Here is a 24,042-nt window from a genome sequence, read left to right as displayed (position 1 = left end):
TCACCTTTATTTCAGCATTGGCCACAAGCTCAAAATGAGCAGTAAAGCCATGATAAAATTGAAACATTTCAACCGAAAGGGATCGGAAAGCCAATTGCGCAGCAATGTGCCAAATCCTGCCCACACTGACACGCTTGGCAAATTCACAATCGCAAAGGCGACGCTGACCAGAAGCACCGCGACATAATAGTTGTCGTGGTTGGCATAAGTGGCAATTCCTGTAATCCCCATCACCCATGCTTTCGGATTGACCCATTGGAATGCCGCCGCCTGTAAGAAAGTCATTGGCTCGCTTTTATCCCGATGCTTGGCATCGCCAATGGAGCGCGACATCGCAATTTTCCAGGCGAGATAAAGCATATAGGCACCACCGGCAAACTTCAGCGCCACATAGAATGACGGTACCGTCTCGATCAAAGCGCCGAGACCGAAACCAACCGCCAGCAGCAATACGAAGAAGCCCACGCCGATCCCCAACATATGCGGAATGGTGCGGCGGAAACCGAAGTTTACGCCCGAAGCTAGAAGCATCAGATTGTTTGGTCCCGGTGTAACGGACGAGACGAAGGCGAAGACAAGAAGCGCCAAAAAAACTTCAATGGACATAGGACGGCCTCGATTTATGGGGACAAATTAGCTCAATAAAAAACCGGCACAATCGAAACATTGTGCCGGTTTTCAACGATATTGTATCGGTTTTGATTGAAGGCTGTTACATACCTTCCGGCCCGCGATTCATGGCCGCGACACCCGTACGGCAGGTCTCAACCAGACCAAGCGGCTTCATGATCGAAATAAACTGATCAATCTTCGCGGTCTTTCCGGTGATCTCCAGAATGAAATGATCTGTCGTCGCATCAACCACCTTGGCTTTGAACGCATCGGCCAGACGCAGCGTTTCAGCTCTCGCTTCACCTTTGCCAGCGACCTTCACCAGTGCGAGTTCACGCTCGACAGGACGGTCGTGGCCGAGTTCAGAGGCGCGATGGCTCAAATCGACAACACGATGAACCGGAACAATGCGGGCCAACTGGTGGCGGATCTGGTCGAGCACGTGCGGCGTGCCGCGCGTCACGATTGTAATGCGCGACAGGTGTTTTTCATGCTCGGTTTCCGAAACCGTCAGGCTTTCAATATTATAGCCACGACCAGAGAAAAGGCCGATCACGCGAGCTAGGACGCCCGGTTCGTTGTCAACGAGTACGGCAAGCGTATGCGTTTCCGGCGTTTGCGTTTCGGCTGCAATGAAATAGGCCGATCCGGAAGCTAGGTTCTGTGCATTCATGATTTCTTTCCTCCGGATCAGACGAGCGCGCGGCCCTTGGCATCGATGGCGTTGGCAACTGCCTCATCTGTTGCTTCATCCGGCAACAGCATTTCGTTATGCGCCTTGCCTGACGGGATCATGGGGAAGCAATTGGCGAGATTTGCCACGCGGCAATCGAAGATCACCGGCTTGTCAATGTCGATCATCTCCTGAATGGCGTCATCGAGTTTACCTGGCTTATCGCAGCGGATACCGTGCGCACCATAGGCTTCCGCCAGCTTCACGAAATCCGGCATTGCCTCAGTATAGGAGTGCGACAGGCGGTTGCCATGCAAGAGCTGCTGCCACTGGCGCACCATGCCCATGTACTGGTTGTTCAGGATGAAGATCTTGATCGGCGCATTATGCTGGATGGCCGCCGACATTTCCTGAATACACATCTGGATTGAGGCGTCACCCGCAATATCGATAACCAATGCGTCAGGGTGCGCGATCTGCACACCGAGTGCTGCTGGCAGGCCGTATCCCATGGTACCCAGGCCACCCGAGGTCAACCAGCGGTTTGGTTCCTCGAAGCCATAGAACTGCGCTGCCCACATCTGATGCTGGCCAACTTCCGTGGTGATATAGGTCTTCCGAACCTTGGTCAGTTCATAGAGCCGCTGAATTGCATATTGCGGCATGATGACGTCTTTATTCGGCGCATAGGCAAGTGAATTGCGAGAGCGCCAACGATCAATCTGCTCCCACCAGGCACCGATTGCCTGCTTTTCCGGCTTCTTATCAGAGGCCCGGACCTGACGAACAATGTCTTCCAGAACATGGGCGACATCGCCAATGATCGGAACATCGACGCGAACGCTCTTGTTGATCGAAGATGGATCGATATCGATATGAATCTTCTTCGAATTCGGAGAAAATGCGTTCAGACGTCCAGTGATACGGTCATCGAAACGGGCGCCGACGCACAGCATGACATCGCAATCATGCATGGTCATGTTGGCTTCGTAGGTGCCATGCATACCCAGCATGCCGAGCCAGTTCTTGCCGGAAGCCGGATAAGCACCCAGACCCATCAGCGTGGATGTGATCGGGAAATTGCTGATCTCTACCAGCTCGCGCAGCAGACGGGAAGCTGCCGGGCCGGAATTGATCACGCCGCCGCCCGAATAGATGACGGGCTTCTTCGCATTGACGAGCAGGCGAACGGCATCCGAAATTGCCTGCGCATTGCCGTCGAGAACCGGACGATAGCTGGTACGCGGCGCAGTTTCCGGTGGCGTATAAATGCCCTTGGCAAACTGGATGTCCTTTGGAATATCGACCACAACGGGACCAGGACGACCGGTGGATGCGACATGAAAGGCTTCGTGCAGGATGCGCGCCAGATCGTTGACGTCCTTTACCAGCCAGTTGTGCTTGGTGCAGGGGCGCGTGATACCGATCGTATCGCATTCCTGAAACGCATCGGAGCCGATCAACGTTGTCGGAACCTGACCGGAAATGCAAACCAGCGGGATGGAGTCCATCAGGGCATCCTGCAGCGGAGTGACCGCATTGGTCGCACCCGGACCGGACGTAACAAGCATCACGCCAACCTTGCCGGTCGACCGCGCATAGCCTTCCGCCGCATGTCCAGCGCCCTGCTCATGACGGACCAAAACGTGCTGAACCTTATCCTGCTGGAAAAGCTCGTCGTAGATCGGAAGCACGGCACCGCCGGGATAGCCGAAAATGCTCTCCACGCCCTGATCGATCAGAGCCTGAATGACCATCTCGGCACCGGTCATTTCACGTGGATTGCTTGCTTCCTGCGTTTCTGCGGCGTTTGCATCCGCCTCATGTTTACCTGCAGTCATTGTTCTCTTCCCGTCGTCTGCACTTCATTTCTGATTTTGGATAATAAAAAAGGCCCCCGAGGGAGCCTGTCTTTCGCGCATGGGAGCTTTCGCCGGATGGTTATACCATCCTGCCCATGCGCGCCCGTACCACAAGAATAATAAACGTGTTCATGGTGGCGGACACTAATAGCCGGATTTGGCGTCGTCAACGCATAAATACGTCGCCTGCGATATTTTCTTAGGCTCATCCGCCTCAAACGATAACTTTATTTCAACCGAAGGCTTCTATTATGGCGCGGAACCTCTTGTTGAAAGTCGGGGCAGAGTGGGCGACATGAGCGAAATCGGGGATGGTTCCGACGCGCGGGGACAAGGTGAATATGTTGAGCGTAATCGTACGGAAGGCTATGTCATCCAGTGTGATGGCGAAGGTGCGGTCGTCTCGGCACTGTCAGGCCCTTCTTCGGCGGCATCCGATGATTATTGGGCCGTAGGCCAGCTCATATCCATTCAGACGGGCGACAATCGCGTCGTCGGCCTTATCCGCAACGTGCTTGTTCCGGGGGATATCTGGATACGTGGCGGTGACAACACGCTGCATGTCCATATCGAGTTTCTGGGCGAGGTTCGTGTGCAGCCGAACGGACAGACCGTATTCAATGGTGGCATTTCGCAGTTCCCCCATCCCGGCGCTATTGCTCATCGTATCCGGGCGACCGATCTCGCGACCATTTATGCGCAGACCGGGCACAGCAACGTTTCAATCGGGACACTGACACAGGATGCAACGGTTCCCGCCTATATTTCGGTCGCTGACCTTATCTCCCGACATTTCGCCATCGTCGGCACAACGGGTGTCGGCAAATCGAGCGCCGTCATGCTGCTCCTACGCCGCATCGTCGCCGAAAAGCCCAATCTGCGTGTGCTCATTCTTGATCCACACAATGAATTTGCGAGCGCATTTCCCGATCTGGCGGTAGCAGTCGATCAGACAAATATCGAGCTGCCCTTCTGGATGCTACGGCTTGATGAATTCGCAGATGTGATCTTTCGTGGCCGTACGCCGGACCCGACGGAACTCGACATATTGCGCGATCTGGTCCAGCTTGCCCGCGAAAAAATGCACGGCATCGAAACGTCGGCCACGAAGACCTTGCGGCGACAGTTGGCCGACCGCCAGAGCGTCAGCGCGGACACGCCTGTCTCCTATCGCTTGGCTGACCTGCTAGCCCTCGTCGATGAGCGTATCGGTCTTCTCGACAGCAAAGCGGATCGTCCCTATCTGCGCAGCCTCAAGGCTCGACTGGAATCGATCTCGTCCGATCCCCGCTTTCGCTTCATGTTCGCCGTAACTGGTGGCCCTGAAACAATGCGGCAAGCCATTGGCCGCATTTTCCGCATTCCGCAAAACGGAAAACCGATCTGCACATTCCAGCTCGCAGGATTGCCATCCGAGGTTGTCAACGCGGTTGCCTCAGTCTTGTGCCGCCTGGCATTCGATATCGCTCTTTCAAGTGAGGGCAGTCTGCAAACACTGGTAATCTGCGAAGAAGCTCATCGCTATATTCCGACCGACCGCGATGCCGGTTTCTGGCCGACAAGACAAGCGATAGCGCGAATTGCCAAAGAAGGCCGAAAATACGGCTCCTATCTTGGGGTCATCAGCCAGCGTCCGGGCGAACTTGACCCTACAATTCTGTCCCAGTGCAATTCGATTTTTGCAATGCGGCTCGGCAACGAACGTGATCAGGAAATCATCAAGGGCGCCATTCGCGGGGGTGCGCAAAGCATGGCAGGTTTCCTGTCATCAATCGCTAACCGCGAGGCCATAGCGTTTGGCGAGGCCTTCTCGACACCGATGCGCCTTACATTCGAAACCATCCCGCCTCATCAGCTTCCAGAATGCAGCAAGGGCGAAAGCGCTCTTTCCAGTTGGCGCGGTGACGACAAAATATCGCTTGACCGTATCGTCGAAAGACTGCGTGCTTTTGAAAGCAGTTCCCAGGCAGAACCAAGGGACCAGCTCGCAGATGAGAGCAATTTGTGGGGCAATCCGGTTTCGACCACCCGCCGCGACCACGTATCGGAGGATGATATTTCGCCTTCTTCGCCAAGGCCGCATGTATCACTCAGCCTCGACACGAAGCAGAGCATTGAAAAGATGGGCGAACTCGTACGCAGTTTTCGCAAGGACCGCGAACGCTAGAGCGCATTATATCCGAAACCATTTCATACTTTTCCAGATATGCTCTAGCCGGGGCGGCTCCGTCAAAAATAAACAGCGCTAGGCGCAGACGCGGTTACGGCCCATGTTCTTCGCCGCATAGAGCATCTTATCGGCGCGACGATAGAGGTCTTTCGATGTCTCGCGTCGGTCCCATATCGCAAGACCGATACTGACGGTAACACCAAGCTTTTCATCGCCAAGGTCGATTTCGAGCGTCGATATGGCTTTGCGGACACGATTGGCGAGCTTGATCATCAATTCCGCATCCATGTTCGGTGCAAGAACGGCAAATTCTTCACCACCAAGCCGGGCTACCACATCATGATACCGCGTATAGTCCTTGAGACACCGCGCCACCTCTTGCAGCACGATGTCGCCAATGTCGTGTCCATAGGTATCATTGACGGTCTTGAAGTGATCGAGATCGATAATCATCAACCCGACAGGCCGCTGGATACGGTCGAACTGAACCAGATATTCCTTTAACGCCTCATCGAAATAACGTCTGTTCTGCATGCCGGTCAGGCTGTCCGTCAGTGCGGCATGTTCAAGGCTCTGAGATCGTTCGGAAAGATCCTGCGTGATGACCTGCAGCTTGCCACGGTCCAGCGCGTCGGTTCGTATTTGAGGGTAGATCAGGAACACCCCGCACGCGATAGTCGCAATCAACACCCAGATCGTGACATAGCTCAACTGGTCGAGCGTCGAAACCAGTTCAGAAGCGCTCACGTCAAGTGGCAAGGTCTGCAATTGTCCGATGTCGACACGGGCCTGGTAAAGCAACAGCCCGATACCGAACATCAAAACAATCAGAATAAAAAATGCCCGCTCCGATTTATGAAACCGCATAGTCCGCGCCCGCCTCTCCTGTTCGAGAGAGTGCCAGCGAGTTATTTCAGTGTCGTTAATTGAGCGAGCGCATCGTCAGAATTTGCGTGTACCACCCAGCGATCATCAAGCTGGTTTCGAAACCAGGTCGACTGACGTTTTGCGTATTGTCGAGTGGCGATGACCGAACGTTCAACCGCTTCTTCCCGCGTCATCGAGCCTTGCAGAAATGCTGTGATTTCACGCACGCCGATGGCTTTCATCGCAGGCAATGCCGGATCGAGATCAAGCGCCAGCAATGCCTTGACCTCATCGATCGCGCCATTGTCCCACATTAGCGCAAATCGCCTCGCAATTCGTTCGGCAAGCCATGCCCGGTCAGGTAGCAGCACGATTTTGCGCGCGCTATCGTCATCCACCAGCGCCTGTCCTTTAGTACGCTGCCACATGAGAAGCGACTTTCCGGTGCCTTCAAACACTTCCAGCGCCCGAACGATACGTTGACTGTCGAAAGGCTTGAGGGTTGCGGCCATATCCGGGTCGCGTTCACGAAGGATCTGGTGAAGAAGCTCCGGGCCGTCCGTCTCCATCCGGCCTCGCCAATAGGCGCGAGTATCGACCGGCACCGCCGGCATTTGAGACAGTCCGCCGAGCAGCGCCCTGAAATAAAGCCCGGTGCCACCAACAAAAATTGGCGTTCGGTTCTTCATTGCAGGTTGCGACAACAGGTCGGTGACATCGTCCAACCATCGTCCGGTTGAATAGGATATCGACGGCGCAACGTGCCCGTAGAGATGATGTTGTGCCGAAGCGAGATCGGCTTCGCCGGGCCGGGCAGTCAGAAGATCAAGAACATCATAAACCTGCATGGAATCGGTGTTTACAATGAAGCCGCCGGTCTCACGAGCCATGCGAATGGCAAGTGCCGACTTGCCGCTGGCCGTTGGGCCAGCTATCAGGATTGCATTCGTGACCGCATCCTCACTCATCGCCGGAATTGCTCTCCATGTCTCAACAGGTTTCTCTCGTCGCCACTTTGATCGCCAACCCGGCCAAAGCCTCGCTTGCATCAGCGCTTGGGATTAAAGCCTCAGCGGCAGTGAATGCAACCGGACTCTATTGGCTGGCCGACGACATTGCCTGCGACATTGCGCTTCCGTCGGGGATCGACAGTGAAGAAGCCGAAGCCCTGCTGCGTCGCTCGCTCGATGGCGCACCGATTGATGTGGTGGTGCAGGAACAGGAGCGCCGACGCAAGAAAATTCTGATTGCCGATATGGATTCCACGATGATCCAGCAGGAGTGCATCGACGAACTGGCGGAAGAAGCCGGTCTGCGCGAGCATGTCGCGGCCATCACCGCACGCGCCATGAACGGTGAGATCGAGTTCGAACCGGCCTTGCGCGAGCGGGTGGCCTTGTTGAAAGGCCTGCCGCTCAATGTCATCGACAAGGTCATTTCAACCCGCATCACACTGATGCCCGGCGGGCCGGAACTCGTGCGTACCATGCGGAAACATGGTGCTTACACGGCGCTTGTATCCGGCGGTTTTACCTCATTTACCCAGCGTATCGCCGAAATGATCGGCTTCAATGAAGACCGTGCTAACAGGCTGATCGACGATGGCATGTATTTGACCGGCCTTGTCACAGAGCCAATTCTCGGCCGTGAAGCCAAGGTCGAGAAACTCTTGGAAATCGCCGAGCGCCTCGGTCTCACACCGGATGACGCAATTGCGGTGGGCGACGGAGCGAACGATCTCGGCATGATCCAGCTTGCAGGCACTGGTGTCGCACTTCACGCGAAGCCGACTGTGGCAGCGCAGGCCAGAATGCGGGTTGACCATGGCGACCTGACCGCCCTCCTCTATATTCAGGGCTATAGAAAGACGGATTTCGTTCAATGATCATTCTTGAAACGCCGCGCCTTATCATCCGGAACTGGGAGGATCGCGACCGCGATCTGTTCCACGTCATCAATTCCGATGAAGAAGTTATGCGTTTCTTTCCGTTTCGCAGGGACCGCTCGCAGTCAGACGAATTGTTCGACTCCGTACAGAAGATGATCTCTGAAACGGGCCTCGGTTTCTATGCGCTTGAAGAAAAAGAAAGCGGTCTGTGCATCGGCTTTGCGGGACTCTCCCGCACCAACCTCGAGCCTCATTTACCGGACGGCACTGTTGAAATCGGCTGGCGGCTGGCCACTCCATTTTGGGGCAAGGGCTATGTAACCGAAGCGGGCAAAGCGCTGATCGAATATGCTTTCGGCACCCTTGGCCTCTCGGAAGTCGTTTCCTTCGCCGTCCATAATAACGAGCGGTCCACAGCCGTGATGCAGCGCATCGGCATGACCCGTGATCCGTCGAGCGATTTCGACCATCCCCGTGTGCCGGATGAAACTCCACATTTGAAGCTTCATTCCGTCTATCGCATTCAGGCAGACTGACCGGCCACCCAGCCGGAAGACCAGGCCCACTGGAAATTATAGCCGCCCAGCCAGCCGGTTACATCGACCACCTCGCCGATGAAAAACAAGCCCGGAACGGATTTGGTTTCCATGGTTTTGGAATCGAGATCGCGCGTGTCAACGCCTCCGAGTGTAACCTCGGCCGTACGGTAGCCTTCCGAACCAGCGGGCTTGATGCGCCAGTCATTTATCGCAGCCTCGACGCGGCGGAAAGTCTTGTCGGACATATCCGCCAGATGACCTATCGCGCCCATATCCTCGGCTATGGTTTGCGCAAGCTTCCTCGGAAGATAAATGGCGAGTGCCGTCTGCAATGCCTGCTTGCCGTTTTGTTTGCGCTGCTCGCGCAATCCCTCGAAAATATCCGTATCCGGCATCATCGCAATGCGGATTTCTTCACCTTCTCGCCAGTAGGAAGAAATCTGCAAGATCGAAGGGCCACTGATACCGCGATGCGTAAAAAGCATTGCCTCGGCAAATTTCGTTTTGCCGCAGGCGACAACGGCATCGACGGCAACACCGGCCAGCGGTTTCAGCCGTTCCAATGTATTGGGTTCAAACGTCAGCGGCACGAGCGCCGGCCGTGTTTCGACAATCCGCAATCCGAACTGCGTCGCGATATCGTAACCGAAACCTGTCGCCCCCATCTTGGGGATCGACTTTCCTCCACACGCCACCACCAGTGATCGACAGCGCACTGGACCATCCGACAACTGGAGAGAAAAGCCCTGTGCTGATTTCTCGACGGAACTGATACTGCAGCCAAGCTTCAGTCGCGCACCATAGCGCTTCATTTCGCCCAGCAGCATCTCGATTATCTGCAATGCCGAACCATCACAGAAGAGCTGACCCAGCGTCTTCTCGTGATAGGCAATGCGGTGACGCTCAACGAGCGCGATGAAGTCGCGTTGCGTATAACGGCTCAAAGCGGAGATGCAGAAATGCGGGTTCTGTGAGAGATAGTTCTTCGGGCTTGCATGAAGATTGGTGAAGTTGCAGCGGCCACCACCCGATATGCGGATTTTCTCACCAGCCGATTTTGCATGATCCACGACCAGCACGGAACGCCCGCGTTTGGCCGCCTCGACGGCACACATCATGCCTGCTGCACCGGCGCCTATCACCACGATATCAACTGTTTCCAATTCACCTTACTCCGAATGGCGCCGGTCCATAGCACACCAGTGACCCATGAAACAGAAGGCTTTGCCATTTCGGATAACCAAACGGAGGACTATCCGAATCTGTTTGTGCAGTTCTAGCGTCAAGCCATTCAAACTACGAAGCAAAACGGCATTGCAGATTGCTCCACAATGCCGCTTCAGCAGTGTATTCAATTATGAATCAATTGATCCGGACAGTTACAAAACGCAATTCTCCCGAACGGGAAGCCAACATCAGAAGAGCATTCTTGCGCCCTTCGCGACGCAGCGCATCAATACGCTTTTTCACGTCCTCGGGTGTCTTCACATTCACCTGTCCGATATCGACGATAACATCGCCGGTTTCGATACGTTTCTCACCTGCGGCTGAGCCGGGGTAAACATACAGGACCGCAACACCTTCCACATCTTCTGCAATGCCAAATTCTCCGCGAACATCGTCATTCAATTCGCTGAGCTTCATTCCAAGCACGCTCGGGGCGGCATCACTTTTCTGTTCTTTTTTCGGCGTATCCGGTGTTTGTGTGCCTTCTTCACCACCCTCGCCTTCTGGAAGTGGAGCCTGATCTTCCGCGGCCGCCTCGGTGCTCTTGTCATCCTCGACCAGACGCCCAAGCTTCACTTTAACAGTCTTCTCCTCGCCCTGACGAACCACAACGATCTCGACTTCCTTGCCGACAGGAGTTTCCGCGACCAGTCGCGGCAGATCGCGAGCCGTATCGACCGGCTTGCCTTCATAGCGGATCACGACGTCACCGGCTTCAATCGCCTTGTTGTCAACGCCGGAATTCTCGATCAGCCCGGCAATCAGCGCACCCTTGGCTTCCTTCAGTCCAAGGCTCTGGGCTATATCCTCGGTTACCGGCTGGATGCGTACGCCGAGCCAGCCACGGCGAACCTCGCCGAACTCCTTGAGCTGGTCGATAACACCCACCGCCATCTCGGCCGGGATAGCAAAGCCGATACCGATAGAACCGCCCGATGGAGAAATGATCGCCGTGTTGATGCCGATCACCTTGCCGTCCATGTCGAACAGCGGACCACCGGAATTGCCCCTATTGATGGCCGCATCGGTCTGGATGAAGTCGTCATAGGGTCCAGAATTGATGTCGCGCTTGCGGGCCGAGATGATACCAGCCGTTACGGTTCCACCGAGCCCGAAGGGATTGCCGATCGCAAGCACCCAGTCACCGATACGCGCCTTTTCCGAATTACCGAATTGCACGGCCTTCAGCTTGTGTTTGGATGGGTCTACCTTGAGAATTGCCAGATCGGTCTTGATGTCTTTTCCAACCAGCTCCGCTTTCAGCTTGGAACCATCGTTGAAATTGACTTCTATTTCGTCCGCATCGGCAATGACGTGATTGTTGGTGACGATGAAGCCCTTGTCGGCATCGATGACGAAGCCTGACCCCAGCGACTGGACCTTGCGCGATTCGTCGCCCTGCGCGCCTTCCTTGTCACCGAAAAAATCCTTGAAATATTCCTGGAACGGCGAGCCTTCGGGCACCTGCGGCATTGGAACCGCGCCGTCACCTTCACCGTCTTCCTTGACGGTTTGCGAGGTCGATATGTTCACGACCGCATCAAGCAGCCCTTCGGCCAGATCGGCAACCGAAGCCGGTCCCTGCGCCGCGATTGCCGGAGGCGTTCCTACCGAAAGAGTGCCAGCGACGGTCATCGCTCCCAATGCCACGGTTGCGAAAAGGGTGCGAACAAATCCCGCCTTTGGTGCAATTGCCATGAAGCCCTGCTCCGTTCCTGTCTGCTTGCAGTCGTTTGATTAGCGATAAGTTGCTGCAAAATACGGCCTGTTTACGGCCCCGCATAGACTACAAACAATAAATAACAGAAGGAAAGCGGCTTATCCCCTGGCAAGCCAGACAATACCAACGCCGATTGCAAGCGCCGCAATACCGGCGATGCGTAACATGTTTTCAGGCGTTTCGCTTGCTTCACGGGCGAGTTTCTTCGCCAAAAAAGGAAAGCCGCCGTAGAGCAGCCCTTCGAGAACGAAGAGAAGACCTACGGCGGCTAGAAAATCGCTCATGAGCGTTTGACCCGGTTTTACTGGGCAGGCGTTGCCAGCTTGCCGCCAGCATCACGGAAGAACTTGAAGAACTCCGAGTCCGGAGAGAGCACCAGCGTTGTATCCGGGGTTTCGAGCGCTTTACGATAAGCGGCCATCGAACGATAGAAGGCGAAGAAACCCGGATCCTTCGTTGCGGAGCTTGCGTAGATTTCACTGCGCTGCGCATCGCCTTCACCGCGAAGGATTTCCGATTCCTTACGCGCTTCGGCAAGCGTTTCCACAACCTGACGATCAGCTACGGCGCGAATGCGCTGGGCTGCTTCACGACCACGTGCACGCAGACGTTCGGCTTCCGCCAGACGTTCCGCCTTCATGCGGTCATAAGTCTGCTGCGAAACTTCCGCCGTCAGATCGGTACGACGAATACGCACATCGGCGATGGTCAGGCCGAGTGAGGTTGCATCGGGACGAAGCTGGTCACGGACTTCGCGCATCATGTCGCCACGCTCTTCCGAAAGTGCCGCTTCGAAACCGCGCTGGCCGTAAACGCTACGCAGGGCAGCATCGAGACGGGTACGCAGACGCTGTTCGGCAAGCAGTGTGCTGCCCGAAACGGTTTCACGGAACTTGCGGGCATCGGTGATGCGATAGACGAGAAACGCATCGACATCATAGAACTTGCCGCCCGAAACCTGAACACGAATGTCGTCCAGATCGAAGCGCAGCAGGCGATCATCGATCAACTGCACCGTGTCTGCATCAAGAAACCCGAAAGGCAGCTTGAAGTAGATGCCCGGTTCCGTCTTCACATCAACGATCTGACCGAAACGAAGCACGATTGCCTGCTGACGCTCGGATACGATGAACGTAGCGGAGTAGATCAGGAAAGCGATGACGGCGATGATACCGCCAATGATTGGAAGCCTGTTCTGGGCCATTACTGGGCACCTCCGCTCGGGGTCGTCGTGGTGGCATTCACACCGGGGCGTGGCTGCTGGCGCATGAGTTCGTTCAGCGGCAGATAAGGCACGACATCCTTTCCAGGTTCGACAATAACTTTCTTGGTGCTCTTCAGCACCTGTTCCATCGTTTCGAGGAAGAGACGGTTACGCGTCACTTCCGGCGCCTTCTGGTATTCACCGAGAACCGAGCTGAAACGCTGCGCCTCACCTTCCGCGTCCTGAACAACACGGTTCTTGTAAGCGGCTGCTTCTTCACGAAGCTGGGCTGCTTCACCGCGGGCCTGACCAAGCTTCTGGTTCGAATACTGGTTCGATTCTTCTACGAAACGGTCTTCGTCCTGTTCGGCACGCTGAACTTCGTCGAAGGCATCAGCCACTTCACGCGGTGGCGCGGCATCTTCGATAGAAACGGCATTGATCTGTATACCTGTCTTATAGGTATCGAGTGTCTGCTGAACAATATCGCGAACGCTCGCTGCAATGGCCGAACGGTTGTCGCGGAAAACGTCCTGAGCCGGGCGACGACCGACGATTTCGCGGATCGCGCTTTCGGAAACCTGCTGCACCATCGCATCGGGGTTATCGACGTTGAAAAGATACGCCTGCGGGTCCGATACGCGGTAAAGAACCGAAAACTGAACGTTGACGATGTTCTGGTCGCCCGTCAGCATGAGGCCCTGCGTCGCACTTCGGTTGCCCTGCCCGCCAATATTGATCTGCTTCTCGACGATCTGCGCCTTCTCATAGGTTTCGATCGGCCACCAATGGAAATGCAGGCCCGGTTCGGACACTTCTTCCTTCGGCTTGCCGAAGCGCAGTTCGACGGCGAGTTCGTCGGGCTGCACGGTGTAGATCGACTGATAAAGCCAAAAACCCAAAACTGCCGCGCCGATAAGGAAAAGAACGCCGCGATTGCTGCCGCCCTTGCCGCCACCACCGGGGAAGACCTGCTTCAGACGATCTTGTCCTTTACGCAGAATATCTTCGAGATCAGGTGGTGTGTTCTGGCCGCCGCCACGCGAGCCCTTCGGTCCTTGTCCCCAAGGACCGCCATTATTGTTGTTATTGTTATTATCGCCGCCGCCGCCCCATGGGCCGCCGCCACCATTCTGATTACTCCAGGGCATCCTCACCTCTCGTCCGGGTGACGGGAAAGCGAGCTACCCACTCCCGTCATCAACTAATGTTTCCGTTTTATAGGCATCGCGAGGTCCGCTTTCAACGCGAAGACGCCAAAATTCATGAACTATGCTTTACACAGCACATTTTTCGTACACGAAATAGCATGTTGGATGGCTGTCCTTCTCTCCGGCGGGCACATCCTCCTGCGAAACGACGCACCACAGTTGCGGATCGATTTCTGGAAAGTGCGTGTCTCCGTCGATCTTGGCTAGAACACGGGTCAGGTGAATGCGGTCCGCGAGAGGCAAAGCCTGCGCATAAATCTTCCCGCCGCCTATGATGCAAACTTCCCCGACACCCATGTCAGCAGCCAGTTTTCGCCCGAGCGCTATCGCCTCATCGAGAGAACCGACAATACTTGCACCTTCAATCTGAAATCCGTTGTCCCTCGTCACCACAATGTTGGGCCGTCCCGGCAAGGGTCGCCCGATGGATTCCCATGTCCGTCGGCCCATGATAACCGGCTTGCCGAGCGTCAGTGCCTTGAAGCGCTTGAGATCGGTTGAAAGCCGCCACGGCATGTCATTGTCACGCCCGATGACGCCATTTTCGGCGGCGGCTACAATAATTGAAACTATCGGTTCTTGCATGGACATTGGGTGCCTCAGACAGCAATGGGTGCTTTGATCGTCGGATCTGCCTCATAGCCCTCAAGCTGGAAATCCTCAAAGCGGAAGCCAAAAAGATCCTTCACTTCCGGATTGATCCTCATCGTCGGCAATTTCTTTGGCGTGCGGCTCAGTTGCAGGCGCGCCTGGTCGAAATGATTGGCGTAAATATGCGCGTCACCAAGCGTGTGCACGAACTCTCCCGGCTTCAGACCCGCAACTTGCGCGATCATCATCGTCAACAATGCATAGGACGCAATATTGAACGGCACGCCCAGGAAAATATCCGCAGACCGCTGATAGAGCTGGCAGGAGAGTTTGCCGTCGGCGACATAGAACTGGAAAAGACAGTGGCATGGCGGCAGAGCCATTTCATCGACCAATGCAGGGTTCCAGGCCGACACGATCAGACGCCGCGAATTGGGATTCCCATGCAGCATCTTCAGGAGATTCGCGATCTGATCGATATGGCGGCCATCCGGCGCTGGCCATGAGCGCCACTGATAGCCGTAAACCGGACCAAGGTCGCCATTATCATCCGCCCATTCGTCCCAGATCGAGACGCCATTCTCCTTCAGATAGGCGATATTCGTGTCGCCTTTCAGGAACCAGAGCAGTTCATAGATGATCGAGCGAAGGTGCAGCTTCTTGGTCGTCAGAACCGGGAAGCCCTCTTCGAGATTGAAGCGCATCTGGTATCCGAAAACCGACCGCGTACCTGTGCCCGTACGATCGCCACGGTCGACGCCGTTATCGAGCACATGTTGAAGAAGATCGAGATAGGTGCGCATAGGGGATGATCCAGAACCGATTCGTTTCGAGTCCACTATAAAGAAAAACCCCGGCGTGAGGCACCGGGGCTTCGGATTCAGAAAATCGCTGTGAATCAGAGGCTGCCGAGTTTTCCGAGCTGCTTGGCGACCAGATAATAGAAGGTGACGCGATTCTTGTTGCGATCGCCCTTCATGACTTCAGCAACATGCGCAACCACTTCATCGCCCTTGGCTTCGTCGTCGATGCCGAGTTTCTTGGCAACCCAGTTGGTGCGAACACGCTTCAATTCTTCCGGGTCCGTTGCCGAAACGAGCGAGGAATCGCGATTGCGCAGCGCAATGCCCAGATGCTTGACGATCTTGTCGACTACAGCTTCATCGGCACCGGCATCGTAGCGACGGACATCCGCGAGATATTCACTCATATATCCACTCTCCTTCGAATGGGGTATCAGCACCCCGTTTCAGCCCACGGAATCCGGCTATATAAAAATTTGCTTGCCGACCCGATATGTTGCGAGGATTGACCAGCAAAAGCAGGCTGTCAATGAAAAATGAACACGAAGCCGATCGTTGGGCCCGTAAGCAAAACCCGTTAAAAACGGCACACCCTCTTCCAATCATAATCAACCGCGCCTATATACGGCGTGTCGGCGCAAGCCGACTATGGTGATAAACGGACGGTGTAATAAACCTATTGGACCCGGGGGCGGTACCCGGCGCCTCCACCAGAATACAGATCAATCAAGCGGTTTGTATTGTGGCGGGGGCGAAATAGGATCGACAAGGGTGTAAAGATCGCTCTTTTACTCGGCATGATACCACCGTTATCGGGTCAATTGAGTAGTTGCAAATGACAACAAAGCTCAGGGTTATGCTCTCGCTGCCTAATGGCGGTGCGGGAAACCCACTCTAAAGTCCTTAGGGTTAGCCCCTTAAGGCGGGGTTCGGAGGCACCTAGCAACAGAAGCCTCCACTTTCCCTTTCAGATAATCTATGCAGCCGCAGCTTCCGTATCGAGTTCACTCGTCTTGCGCGAAAGAACAATCTGCGTCAGCACAAAGGCCGTGAGCGCACAACCGGCAATCCCTCCGGTCATCGGCAGAGCCGTTCCATCAAAGAACGAACCGGTGACGCCGATCGCCACACCGCCAATCACGAAATGCAGCGTGCCCATCAGCGCAGAAGCGGTTCCTGCAATCTCGCCGTGATCTTCGAGAGCGAGCACCGCTGTTGTCGGGATAACGAGACCTAAGAAGCCATACCCCACGAACAGGAACCCCGCGATCAGCCATAGCGACTGATGCCCCATGAGTGCGGCTGCGAACATGGCGAGCATGGCCGCTGCAAATCCCGAAACCGCGAATCGCATGACACGACGAAGTCCGAAGCGCGATCCAAGCCACCCATTCAGTTGTGAAACACCGAAGAACGACACCGCATTAGCCGAAAAGGCCATCGCATACTGCGTCGGCGTCAGCCCGTAGTGGTCGATCAGCACGAACGACGAATTAGCGAGATAGACAAAGAAGGAAGCGATGCCAAAGCCGCCGACGGAAGCCAGCCCGAGGAAATAGCGATCCTTCAGCAGGCGACCATAGCCGCGCAAAGCGGTACCGAGATTACTTTCAAGGCGCGCTTCGGCCGTCCGCGTCTCTTTCTGCGCTGTCGCAACCAGCACTATTCCGATCGCAGCAGCGACCAGAACGGCCCAGAAAACACCGCGCCAACCGAAGAAGCTGATGATGATCGAGCCGGTTAACGGTGCCAGGATCGGTGAAATGGAGAAGACGAGCATCAAAAGCGACATAAGACGCGCCGCTTCGACACCTGTGTGAAGGTCACGCACAACAGCGCGCGGAATAACCATGCCTGCAGCAGCCCCTAGCCCCTGCACAAAACGGAACAGCACCAGCACATCTATATCCGTCGCCAGAGCAGAACCGATGCTACCGATACCGAACAGCACCAGACCGCCATAAAGCGGGAGTTTACGCCCGACCATGTCGGACAGCGGCCCGCAGAAAAGCTGTGCAACCGCGAGAGCAATGAAAAAGGCCAGAAGACTCATCTGCACGGCACCCGTTTCCGCATGCAAATCGGCGGCTATGGTGGGCAGAGCTGGCAGATACATATCGATCGCAAATGGGCCAATGGCGGAAAGAAGGCCAAGAACAATGGCATTGCGCACAAGACTGGAAGCCATGGGGGACGCGCTTTCATCAATGTTTCGTGAGATTCCCGCACCGATTTCGGATCTCCGGTTTTGCTTGGGAGGATGGCGCCATCGGGCTCGCAAAATCGGCACAGGACAGATAAATATTTGTATTCACTACCAGTTTTCTTTTCATCTTGATGATATCGACCCATTTCTCAATATGGCCGACACTTGAAAAGTCAGTAGCGAAAGGCATTCTATACGCAACGTCAAAACAGTTTTGACACTAATGTCAAATTAGACACCATTGTCCAAAACGTCAAGCTATCTTATGTTGGGGTTATGAAGCCTACTGACATATTTGACATGGCCGTCCTGCCCGAGAAGCGCGCCATATCCGAAAAGGGCCTGAATTCCGCGGCGGTAAAGCCCGGACAGTGCATGAAGCGCGACTTTATTCTGTGCTCAGCAGCGCGCGTTTTCAATCGCGACGGGTTTCAAGGCGCGAGCATAGACCTCATTGCCAGCGAAGCGGGCGTGTCGCGTCAGACCATCTATAATCACTATCGCGACAAGGAAGCGCTGCTTGCCGCCGTCGTCGAGGATGCGCTTGCACGCATGAATGCGAGCCTGTTCGCGGTTCTGGCCACCTTCCCCCAAACTGGGGAAAATCTGGAACAGGATCTTGTGGCTTTCTCCATCCGCATGAGCCGGAACTGCATATACGATCCGTCCGGTGCGTTCCTACGCAAGATCATGCAGGCTAACGAGACCAACCTGCCGCTTGCAGCCAGTATCTGCAATACGAAAGGCCCGGCACAGGCTATCCCTGCTATAGCAGCGCGTCTGGCTCGCCTTGCAATGGACGGCCATCTGCGCATTGATGACCCGGACCTGGCGGCACGCCATTTTATGGCGCTGATCAATGCCGATACGCACTACCACATGCTCACCGGCCAAGGCATAGATGACGCAATCATCGAGAAAAGCGCCGTTAATGGGGTGCGCACGTTTCTGATGGCTTTCGGATGCAGATAGAGTAACGCCCATTTTTTTGCGCTCAAAAGTTGCGTATCTTTCTATCATAGATACCGCCTGTCGCAATTTCAGGTCATATATCATCAGTTCCTGCGAGAACGAACTTGACATCGACCTCCGAATCCGTGGGATAAGCAAACCATGGTACAGGACCTAATCCGTTACGATATTCTCGCTCAGGAAGCCCTACGCGGCGTCATTCGCAAGGTACTTGCGGAGGTGGCCAAGGCTGGCTTGCCAGGTAACCATCATTTTTTCATCACGTTCCTGACCGGAGCGCCCGGTGTGCGAATTTCCTCGCGCCTGAAGGAAAAATATCCCGAGCAGATGACTATCGTTTTACAGCATCAGTTCTGGGACATGCTTGTCACGGACCAATTGTTCGAAGTTGGCCTGTCCTTCGGCGACATCCCAGAAAAGCTGACGGTTCCTTTTTCGGCGGTCCGCGGCTTTTATGACCCTTCGGTAAATTTCGAACTCGAGTTCGATGTCGCGGTCGCACAGCCGGAAAGCGACAATGACGAAGGCGGCAATACTGCTCCCATCGAAATTGTCCCGACAGATGCGCCAGTCGAAAAGGCAGAAAAGCCCAAATCGAAGTCACGCAAGACTGCTGCCGAAAAAGAAGCCGCTGCATCCAAGGACAGCAATGCAGATGACGGTGCAGATAAGGACGCCAAGCCTACGGCTGATGTTGTTTCGCTGGATGCCTTCCGCAAGAAGTAATCCTGTACCTGCCATCTCTGCCCCACGAATCTGCCAAATTTCCCGCTGGTATTGCTGTCCTGTTTGACTGGACAGTTCATCTCACGGTTGATTGCAATCAATGGTGAAAAATAAACAGACGTTTTATACTCTGTCCTGACGGCAACCAGTTCAGGAATGAGTTCAATGATTCGTGCAATTGCTCAGGCAGTGTTGTGGATAAGCGGCATCGTAGCTGCTTTCTTTGTGGCAAAAGACGAACCCAACTTTCCTCTTCTGCAGATGACAGTGGGGCTCATACTCCTCATCCTGGCGTCCTTGGCCATCTGGTGGTTCACCAATCCGAAGGACCCGCAGAAATAGCACCAGCCCATTACGAGCTTGCGAGACCGAGCCGAAACGCGATAATTTTTCAAAAACCCTCAACATTTCCGCGTGGTTCCATGAGCGACATCGTCAATCTCAGGCAATTCAAGAAGCAGAAGGCCCGCACTGAAAAAGAAAAGCAGGCTGATCAGAACCGCATTCAATTCGGTCGAACGAAGACTGAAAAAGCTTTCGCTCGCACGGAAGCGACGAAAGCGGAGCGGTTTCTGGACCAGAACCGTTTGGAAAAAAGCGACAAGCCGGACGAGGAAAAGTAACCGTGTCGGGTCGGCTACGCAAACATTCCGTCAGTATTCGTGGGCATGCGACCAGCTATACGCTTGAAGACCCATTCTTCGAATTGATCGAAGAAATCGCGGCCACACGAGAGCTTTCCGTTGCGGCCCTGATTGCAGAAATCGACAGCAAGCGTGACAGACCGATCAACCTGTCTTCCGCGCTCCGTCTCCACGTTCTCGACTGGCTTAAATCCAGAATAACTCACGGCTGAGGCGCAGGAACCACTGGTGTCTGCTCCAGACTCTTCAGAAACTCGTTCAAAGATTGCCCACCTTCCGGCGATGCCAGGGGATCTTTCGACCCGCCCGCCGGTCCCTCTTGTGGCTTCTCTGCCTCAAGCCGCTGAGCTTCCTCGGCGGTTTTCCGAGCCACTTCGCGCGCACTAGCCTCAGCACGGCGCCGCGCCTCTTCCTCACGTTGCGAACGGTCCCGTTCCGCTTCATCCGCTTCGAAAAGCCCAAGCTGGCGACGAAGACGCTGTTTCTCCATGAGGCTCGCCTGCATGGATTCAACGCGTTCCTGTTCGCGCTCAAGCGCACGTTGAGTCAGGAACTGAACCAAAGGCTGTCGGTCGAATTTCACCTCGGGTGCGCTGTAACTGCCACCAAGCGAAATGGCCACCTGCGGAGCGATGCCAGTGTCAGCGCCGTCGCTATTCCGGAACGTCAAGGTGCCGTTTCCGCCGATACCAAGCGTCGACAGATCGAATTGCAAATCACTGAGAAGCGCAGCATTTCCGTCGTTCAGATTGGTTGCCGCCATGCGTGCGACGCCGCCACTAACTGTAAAATCGAACCGTGCGTTACCTGGCGCGAATACGCCTTGCCCCGTAGCCTTGTCGGCAATACCGACAAATTGCTTGGAAGCCAGCTTGTCGGATCCGGAGGACTGATCCCCCATCATATCGGCGGCTCCGATCATTGCGGGTAATGCCGCTCCGTCCAGACCGTTGACGGTAAAATTCTCCACGTCAAAACTTGCCGTTCCCGCAAGCGAACCGATCAACGCTGCAACGCTCTCGCCACTGCCGTTCAAATTCACGGCAGCTTTCACCACGCCACCCAGCGGAGCAACACCATCCTCCAGACGATAGAAATCCTTGAGGTTCGCGCCACTCCACTTGATCTCTGTCGAGAGGAGAGCGTTTTTGTCGCTGTTGCTCAGAGAAACATTGCCGACAAGATACCCGCCCGCCCAATTACCGGTCAACTCGTTCAACTGAAGACCGTCCATGGTCTTCTGGAGCCGTGTGGAAAACTCCGTGGCAGTTCCGAACCCACCCATATGAGCCTGGGCCACGTTGAGTTTCATATCCAGCAGCAGCGGTAATGAAGGTCGAACCGCGAATGCACCGCGTGGCCAAATGGTCTTTGCGGTGGGCTTTGCCGGCTCGAATGCATCCTGCCCAAGCATGATCGCTGCAAGGCTATCGACCTCGAGCGTGGCAAGCTTTGCTTCGCCCTTCAACTGCGGCAGACCGCTATCGGCAAAATTCGCTTCCAATCGCGCGGAAACATCTTCTTCGTCCAGCTTTCCGGCCAGATTGGGAAACCGTAAAATACCCTTTGCAAACTGGAAATCGCTGGTCAGATTTGCCGAAAGTCCTTCGCCGAAACCAGGCAGCGCGAAACCGGCTGTCGCGATGAACGGTTGCAGATCGGCAGACTTCAACTGGGCTTTGCCGCTGGCAGCGATATCGCCGCCGACCAGCGAAATCACGCCATCGGCGGCGGCCGAGCCATCAGGTGCCGCAAGCTTGAGCTGAGTCCGCATACCTGCACTCGGTGCGCCCTGCATGTTCAGATCGGCAGTAAGCTCGCCAGCAAGCCCCAGGGGCAATGTGGGCAAGCCTATCAGTGCAAGCACAGCTTCGCCTTGAGCCGATGTTGCAGTACCATTCAACTGCATCTGCAACGGCTCGCTCTCGCCCTCCCCCCCGCTCGCTGTCCCCGAAAGATCCAGTTTCATACCACCTGTTCTTCCGGTGACGCTGAACGAAAACTCCCCAACACCGGGAACGTTTTTGGTCTTTACTTCAGCAGGCCGTGCGCTCTTACCCTTGGATGCCGTGCTTTTCGCAGGTGCCTTGTCGGCCTCCGGCACGGACGGCGCCACCGCATTGGCGATGACATTGATTTCGCTATCTTCGAACAGCCCAGGGAAATTCGCCGCCCGCATCGAAAGCGCATGAAACAGCGGTAGCTGAGGATACCGATTAGCCATCAGGGAAAGGAAGCGCGAAAGATCACCGGACAGGATCGTCGCATCGAGCGAACCGGAGGGCGTATTGACGAAAGGTTCATACGTGCCTGTTGCAGTCAACGTGGCACCCGCAACATCACCGACCAGAAGCCGGTCGAAATCGAAGCGACCGTCGTGCAACCTGAGCGCCATATCGACATTACCGGCTTCCATGTCCTGATATCGGACGGGACCGGCCTTGAACGCCAGGTTCAGCGACTGACCATCGAGAAACCCTAGCCCCTCACCGCTTGAGAAAAAGGTTATAAAGGCTTGCAGGGCCTCGCTTTCCACCGTGCCGCCATTAAGCGCGAGCGTAAGTGCAGGTTGGGCTAAACCCTTTGCCTCGCGAACAAACGATCCTTTGAGCGACGTTTGCCCCAATGCGATTTCGAGATTTTCGATCCGCTGCATCCCGTCGCGAAGATTCACGTGTCCGGAAAACCCCGCACCTTCGAGTTTGCGCACGGAATCATCAACAGTCTCGTTGAGCCAGCTTGCCAGGCCGGACGGCTGGCGCGAGGCGACGAGTATGTCTCCCTTGAAGCCGAAGTCCTTTCCAACGGAGAGCGTCCCTTTGGCTTCGACCTTGGTCCGACCAGGAAGATCGGCAGCGAACTGACGAATATTCCAATTGTTTCCGTCAGGCTCCGCGCTCACTGTAACCGAACGTATCGTCGTGCCCCCTGCAATAACTGCAGGCAGGCGCAGATCCACATTGCCAGGTATGCTCGGAATAGGAAGCTGTTCAAGAACCCGACGCGCTATTGCAATGCGATCCGGGACGGGCATGGCAGAACCGGATTGCTCTTCGCTGACAGCTTCATTCGGCCCCCAGAACAACTGCTGCCCGTCGGCGCTGACCTCGAAACGCGGCTTGTCGCCATAATCGATGAATGCCTTCCCATTCACCACATATGGATTGTCGGTCGGTCCCTGCTCCATGCGGAATTCGCTGGCATCGAAGCGACTACGATCCGCCTTGAACTTTCCGCTTACGCGCACGCCACTGAAAAATGGCGTTTCCGTCGGTATTTTCTGATCTTTACCGGCTTTGGCAACCATATCGGAAGAGCGAAGCGAAAAATCACCGGCATAATCGAGCCGACCGTCAGTTACGGTCACATCGCCATCCGTCTCGAAAGTAGCTGGGATTGCATCCGGCGAAATTCGTGCACGCACGCGCAGCGAACCGTCCGGCTTTGCCTCGCCGCTCGAAAGGTCTATCGCCAGCTTTTCACCCTGAAGAACGAGACTTCCGTTCGCCTGCCACGGGCCTGCCAGACTGTTTGCGGAAATCACGGCGTTGAGTTCGGTTGCCGTATGACTGCGACCGCTTGCCTCTTCACGAAGGGTGATTGTTCCGTCATTGACGGAAAGCCGTTCCAGCTTGATTTTCGTCGGATCCAGCGGCGTCGTCGGGCGGATTGCCCAATCAACCTTGCCGCTTTTGTCGAGAGAAATCGTAGCCCGGGGACGATCCACGCGCATATCGAAAATCAGAAGCTGGCCACGCAGAAACGGCATCAGTTCCGCATCCATCGAAAACGTATCGACGGTCATGACCGGATGAGCCGCATCGGCGCCAACACGCACATCGGAAAATGCAACGGAGGGAAATGGCAAAAGCCGTGCGCTGACGTCACCGGCGACCTTGACGGGGCGCCCTAGAACGCGGCTCGCCTCGCGCTCGAAATCGGCACGATAGCCGCTCCAGTCAACAAAGGGCGGCACGACAAGTGCTGCCGTCAACAGCAGCACGAGAAGCCCGCCGACGATCACGAATATGCGGCCCAAGAACCAGCTCCGGTCAAACAGATTGCAAGTTAGCGCGAAACAAAGAGTGAATCACGCTGTCTTTATCTGCGCAACATAACGGCATCGA

The 24,042-nt window shown here is 55.4% G+C and carries 23 protein-coding genes and 1 other RNA gene; 9 read left to right on the top strand and 15 right to left on the bottom strand.

The window, feature by feature from the left end; translation table 11 throughout:
- Positions 1 to 6 precede the first annotated feature (6 nt).
- The 3 genes from ACYSN1_RS17615 to ACYSN1_RS17605 all read right to left on the bottom strand — a co-directional run bounded on the left by ACYSN1_RS17615 (position 7) and on the right by ACYSN1_RS17605 (position 3,126).
- The gene (locus tag ACYSN1_RS17615) at positions 7 to 606 is read right to left on the bottom strand and encodes a LysE family translocator (protein WP_461726877.1); all 600 of its coding nucleotides are present in this window, start codon (positions 604 to 606) and stop codon (positions 7 to 9) included.
- A gap of 106 nt (positions 607 to 712) precedes the next feature.
- Positions 713 to 1,285, bottom strand: coding sequence for an acetolactate synthase small subunit (gene ilvN / locus ACYSN1_RS17610; protein ID WP_010659773.1), 573 nt, complete (start codon positions 1,283 to 1,285; stop codon positions 713 to 715).
- Between the two features lie 17 nt (positions 1,286 to 1,302).
- The gene (locus ACYSN1_RS17605; RefSeq protein WP_461726876.1) at positions 1,303 to 3,126 is read right to left on the bottom strand and encodes an acetolactate synthase 3 large subunit; all 1,824 of its coding nucleotides are present in this window, start codon (positions 3,124 to 3,126) and stop codon (positions 1,303 to 1,305) included.
- Positions 3,127 to 3,442: 316 nt separating this feature from the next.
- Between ACYSN1_RS17605 and ACYSN1_RS17600 the strand changes: the two genes are divergently transcribed.
- Positions 3,443 to 5,314: an ATP-binding protein gene (locus ACYSN1_RS17600; RefSeq protein ID WP_461726875.1), complete on the top strand. Its 1,872-nt coding sequence runs from the start codon at positions 3,443 to 3,445 to the stop codon at positions 5,312 to 5,314.
- Positions 5,315 to 5,392: 78 nt separating this feature from the next.
- On the opposite strand, the gene ACYSN1_RS17595 is transcribed toward ACYSN1_RS17600, so the two are convergent.
- On the bottom strand, positions 5,393 to 6,184 hold the full coding sequence (locus ACYSN1_RS17595; protein ID WP_140022116.1) for a GGDEF domain-containing protein: 792 nt from the start codon (positions 6,182 to 6,184) through the stop codon (positions 5,393 to 5,395).
- A gap of 41 nt (positions 6,185 to 6,225) precedes the next feature.
- A complete protein-coding gene (gene miaA / locus ACYSN1_RS17590; RefSeq protein WP_461726874.1) occupies positions 6,226 to 7,152 on the bottom strand; it encodes a tRNA (adenosine(37)-N6)-dimethylallyltransferase MiaA in 927 nt (308 codons plus the stop codon).
- 17 nt (positions 7,153 to 7,169) lie between these two features.
- On the opposite strand from miaA, the gene serB reads away from it, so the two are divergent.
- Both serB and ACYSN1_RS17580 read left to right on the top strand, forming a co-directional pair.
- Positions 7,170 to 8,069, top strand: a complete 900-nt coding sequence (gene serB, locus ACYSN1_RS17585) for a phosphoserine phosphatase SerB (protein ID WP_461726873.1) — start codon at positions 7,170 to 7,172, stop codon at positions 8,067 to 8,069.
- Entirely contained in the window at positions 8,066 to 8,608 is a 543-nt protein-coding gene (locus tag ACYSN1_RS17580; protein WP_461726872.1) for a GNAT family N-acetyltransferase, read from the top strand. The genes serB and ACYSN1_RS17580 overlap by 4 nt, the downstream gene beginning before the upstream one ends.
- On the opposite strand, the gene ACYSN1_RS17575 is transcribed toward ACYSN1_RS17580, so the two are convergent.
- The 8 genes from ACYSN1_RS17575 to ACYSN1_RS17540 form a co-directional block, all read right to left on the bottom strand.
- Positions 8,596 to 9,774: a BaiN/RdsA family NAD(P)/FAD-dependent oxidoreductase gene (locus ACYSN1_RS17575; RefSeq protein ID WP_461726871.1), complete on the bottom strand. Its 1,179-nt coding sequence runs from the start codon at positions 9,772 to 9,774 to the stop codon at positions 8,596 to 8,598. The two genes, ACYSN1_RS17580 and ACYSN1_RS17575, sit on opposite strands and share 13 nt — an antisense overlap.
- A 199-nt stretch (positions 9,775 to 9,973) precedes the next feature.
- Positions 9,974 to 11,536, bottom strand: coding sequence for a DegQ family serine endoprotease (locus ACYSN1_RS17570; RefSeq protein WP_461726870.1), 1,563 nt, complete (start codon positions 11,534 to 11,536; stop codon positions 9,974 to 9,976).
- Between the two features lie 120 nt (positions 11,537 to 11,656).
- Positions 11,657 to 11,842: a DUF2065 domain-containing protein gene (locus ACYSN1_RS17565; protein ID WP_140022110.1), complete on the bottom strand. Its 186-nt coding sequence runs from the start codon at positions 11,840 to 11,842 to the stop codon at positions 11,657 to 11,659.
- 17 nt (positions 11,843 to 11,859) lie between these two features.
- Complete coding sequence (hflC, locus tag ACYSN1_RS17560) at positions 11,860 to 12,762, bottom strand: protease modulator HflC (RefSeq protein ID WP_461726869.1); 903 nt, start codon at positions 12,760 to 12,762, stop codon at positions 11,860 to 11,862.
- Positions 12,762 to 13,913, bottom strand: coding sequence for an FtsH protease activity modulator HflK (hflK, locus tag ACYSN1_RS17555; protein WP_461726868.1), 1,152 nt, complete (start codon positions 13,911 to 13,913; stop codon positions 12,762 to 12,764). The genes hflC and hflK overlap by 1 nt, the downstream gene beginning before the upstream one ends.
- A gap of 126 nt (positions 13,914 to 14,039) precedes the next feature.
- Entirely contained in the window at positions 14,040 to 14,558 is a 519-nt protein-coding gene (locus tag ACYSN1_RS17550) for a dihydrofolate reductase (protein WP_461726981.1), read from the bottom strand.
- A 14-nt stretch (positions 14,559 to 14,572) separates the two neighbouring features.
- Positions 14,573 to 15,367: a thymidylate synthase gene (locus tag ACYSN1_RS17545; protein ID WP_461726867.1), complete on the bottom strand. Its 795-nt coding sequence runs from the start codon at positions 15,365 to 15,367 to the stop codon at positions 14,573 to 14,575.
- Positions 15,368 to 15,462: 95 nt separating this feature from the next.
- Entirely contained in the window at positions 15,463 to 15,774 is a 312-nt protein-coding gene (locus ACYSN1_RS17540) for a DUF2853 family protein (protein WP_461726866.1), read from the bottom strand.
- A 185-nt stretch (positions 15,775 to 15,959) separates the two neighbouring features.
- Between ACYSN1_RS17540 and ssrA the strand changes: the two genes are divergently transcribed.
- Positions 15,960 to 16,327: a transfer-messenger RNA gene (gene ssrA / locus ACYSN1_RS17535) on the top strand.
- A 16-nt stretch (positions 16,328 to 16,343) separates the two neighbouring features.
- Here ssrA and ACYSN1_RS17530 read toward each other — a convergent pair.
- Positions 16,344 to 17,555: a multidrug effflux MFS transporter gene (locus ACYSN1_RS17530; RefSeq protein ID WP_461726865.1), complete on the bottom strand. Its 1,212-nt coding sequence runs from the start codon at positions 17,553 to 17,555 to the stop codon at positions 16,344 to 16,346.
- 294 nt (positions 17,556 to 17,849) lie between these two features.
- Between ACYSN1_RS17530 and ACYSN1_RS17525 the strand changes: the two genes are divergently transcribed.
- The 5 genes from ACYSN1_RS17525 to ACYSN1_RS17505 all read left to right on the top strand — a co-directional run bounded on the left by ACYSN1_RS17525 (position 17,850) and on the right by ACYSN1_RS17505 (position 20,127).
- Complete coding sequence (locus ACYSN1_RS17525) at positions 17,850 to 18,545, top strand: TetR/AcrR family transcriptional regulator (protein ID WP_461726864.1); 696 nt, start codon at positions 17,850 to 17,852, stop codon at positions 18,543 to 18,545.
- A 141-nt stretch (positions 18,546 to 18,686) separates the two neighbouring features.
- Complete coding sequence (locus ACYSN1_RS17520) at positions 18,687 to 19,271, top strand: SspB family protein (RefSeq protein WP_461726863.1); 585 nt, start codon at positions 18,687 to 18,689, stop codon at positions 19,269 to 19,271.
- Between the two features lie 165 nt (positions 19,272 to 19,436).
- A complete protein-coding gene (locus tag ACYSN1_RS17515) occupies positions 19,437 to 19,613 on the top strand; it encodes a hypothetical protein (protein WP_461726862.1) in 177 nt (58 codons plus the stop codon).
- 80 nt (positions 19,614 to 19,693) lie between these two features.
- The gene (locus ACYSN1_RS17510; RefSeq protein ID WP_140022102.1) at positions 19,694 to 19,894 is read left to right on the top strand and encodes a DUF4169 family protein; all 201 of its coding nucleotides are present in this window, start codon (positions 19,694 to 19,696) and stop codon (positions 19,892 to 19,894) included.
- A 2-nt stretch (positions 19,895 to 19,896) separates the two neighbouring features.
- Positions 19,897 to 20,127 (top strand): ribbon-helix-helix domain-containing protein, encoded by a 231-nt coding sequence (locus tag ACYSN1_RS17505; RefSeq protein ID WP_461726861.1) that lies wholly within the window; start codon positions 19,897 to 19,899, stop codon positions 20,125 to 20,127.
- On the opposite strand, the gene ACYSN1_RS17500 is transcribed toward ACYSN1_RS17505, so the two are convergent.
- A complete protein-coding gene (locus ACYSN1_RS17500; protein ID WP_461726860.1) occupies positions 20,118 to 23,954 on the bottom strand; it encodes an AsmA family protein in 3,837 nt (1,278 codons plus the stop codon). The two genes, ACYSN1_RS17505 and ACYSN1_RS17500, sit on opposite strands and share 10 nt — an antisense overlap.
- Positions 23,955 to 24,042 lie beyond the last annotated feature (88 nt).

It is taken from the genome of Brucella sp. LJL56, from assembly GCF_054871705.1.
The sequence above is the reverse complement of the archived record's forward strand: the minus strand, read 5'-3'. Positions and strand labels throughout refer to the sequence as shown.